Origin of the sequence: Dysgonomonas sp. 521 (genome assembly GCF_010501055.1) — a bacterium.
Lineage (GTDB): Bacteria > Bacteroidota > Bacteroidia > Bacteroidales > Dysgonomonadaceae > Dysgonomonas.
The window spans coordinates 1-1,581 of sequence record NZ_QVMO01000209.1 but is presented as its reverse complement, the minus strand read 5'-3'; the positions used below and the strand labels follow the sequence as shown (position 1 = coordinate 1,581).

General features: G+C 44.0%; 1 protein-coding gene. It reads right to left on the bottom strand.

Going from position 1 to position 1,581, the window contains the following annotated elements:
• Positions 1–310 precede the first annotated feature (310 nt).
• On the bottom strand, positions 311–1,084 hold the full coding sequence (locus D0T84_RS22160; RefSeq protein WP_163310088.1) for a phage integrase SAM-like domain and Arm DNA-binding domain-containing protein: 774 nt from the start codon (positions 1,082–1,084) through the stop codon (positions 311–313).
• Positions 1,085–1,581 lie beyond the last annotated feature (497 nt).

Here is a 1,581-nt window from a genome sequence, read left to right as displayed (position 1 = left end):
GAAAATTCAAATCGAAAAATCAAAGAACGTGCTCACTCCCCTTTATCCATAAGGGTTTTAACGATGTCAATATTTTCTAAACCGGACACTAGTGATTTTTAATTTTTAATTATTTAAAGGGGGGATTCCGTATCAAGTACGGAATGACAGACTTTTTACATACCCTCCTGCATAAGCCTGAGACAGCTTTGTGAATTTTGGTTTTCCCTGTACAATACTTCGGTAAATAATTGATTAACTATCTCAATATTACTGAATTATGTTGGGTTGGTCCGAAAATCCGGTTGTTAGAAAAAACAAATGAGGCATCTTAATTGGCATACAGGCAGAAGAAGAACAGCCGGCGGCAGGTTTCCAGGCGGGCACGGTCTTTGGTTCCCGACAGTACTACATCGTACAGGGCTTGTATCTGGTTACGTGAAAGGGCTCGTTTATGGGTTTTCTGCACGCCGGTATACACTCCCGAGAAAAGGTTCTGGTCGGGTTTGGTTACCAATCCTTTTGTTATGGCCTTGTTGTAGATACTTCTTAGGTTGCGCATATAGAAAGAGATGGTATTGGGGGCTTTACCCTGGTTCTTCAGATGGCGCTCGTAACTCTTCACCAATGAGGGACTCAGCCAGGAGATGGGGATATCGTTCTTGTTGAGGAACAATAGCAGGCTTCGCAGGCTGCTTCCGTAAGCGCGGGCGGTGCGCTCCTGCCCCGATCTGCTCAGGTTGCGGCTCAGGCGGGAGACGAGTTTCTTCAGGCTGTGTTCGCCCGATTCTTCCATGCGGTTGGAATGGTACACATCGGTAATCTCCTCCACTTCGAAGTAGCCGCCTTTGCTTTCGAGTTCGCGGATGATAGCTCTCAAACGGCTTGTTTCTTCTTCGATGCCCCTGCGAGCCTCGTACAGGTAGCTATCCCGCTGGGGGGTACTGCCAACGATTGACTTGTTTGTGCTATCCCATTCTTCCCTGTAAATTTTATAAGGGAGGGTGATTTTTCGGGTGCACCTCCTGTGGATGACCTGCAGGTAGAGACTGCCGGGTAAGTCCGGGCGCAGTGAGGCTCGGTAGCATAGGTTGATGCTTGTCATAATTGTTTCCTTTTTGATTTTCCTTTGGTTGTTTCACTTAGAACAAAGGAAAGAAGAAAAGGGTTGGGATGGGAGGAGTTTTTTGGGGGAAGAGCTTCGCCCGTTTTATGCATTTAACAGATAAGAGGGCATTTTTTTTAAAGTTCCCGCAGGCTAAGCCAATAGCCTAGGGATGATATTACATCGGACTGGGTAAATCCTTATAGTATGTCCTTCGGGGTTGCAAATCCCGAAGGACTTAAGGTAGATATTCTTAGTTACAACCTTTACCGGATATGCTTATTACTGGTCGCATAATTGAGTAGTATCCGACTTCCATACTTGTTTTGTGTCTCGGTTGTTCTCATACAATATTTATTTTATTGTTTAATATTCAGTATTTTAAATCACTACTGTCCGCTAAAAAAACAGAGCGAACTTTTAAAAAATAAAAAATCCGCTCTTCTGCTTATCTTTGTAGTAGCAACAAAACAAAATTAAGCTCATGAGCAAAAGTA

Bases quoted from the DNA above. Each gene is read 5' to 3' on its own strand.
- D0T84_RS22160 (WP_163310088.1), bottom strand. From the start codon at position 1,084: ATGACAAGCATCAACCTATGCTACCGAGCCTCACTGCGCCCGGACTTA.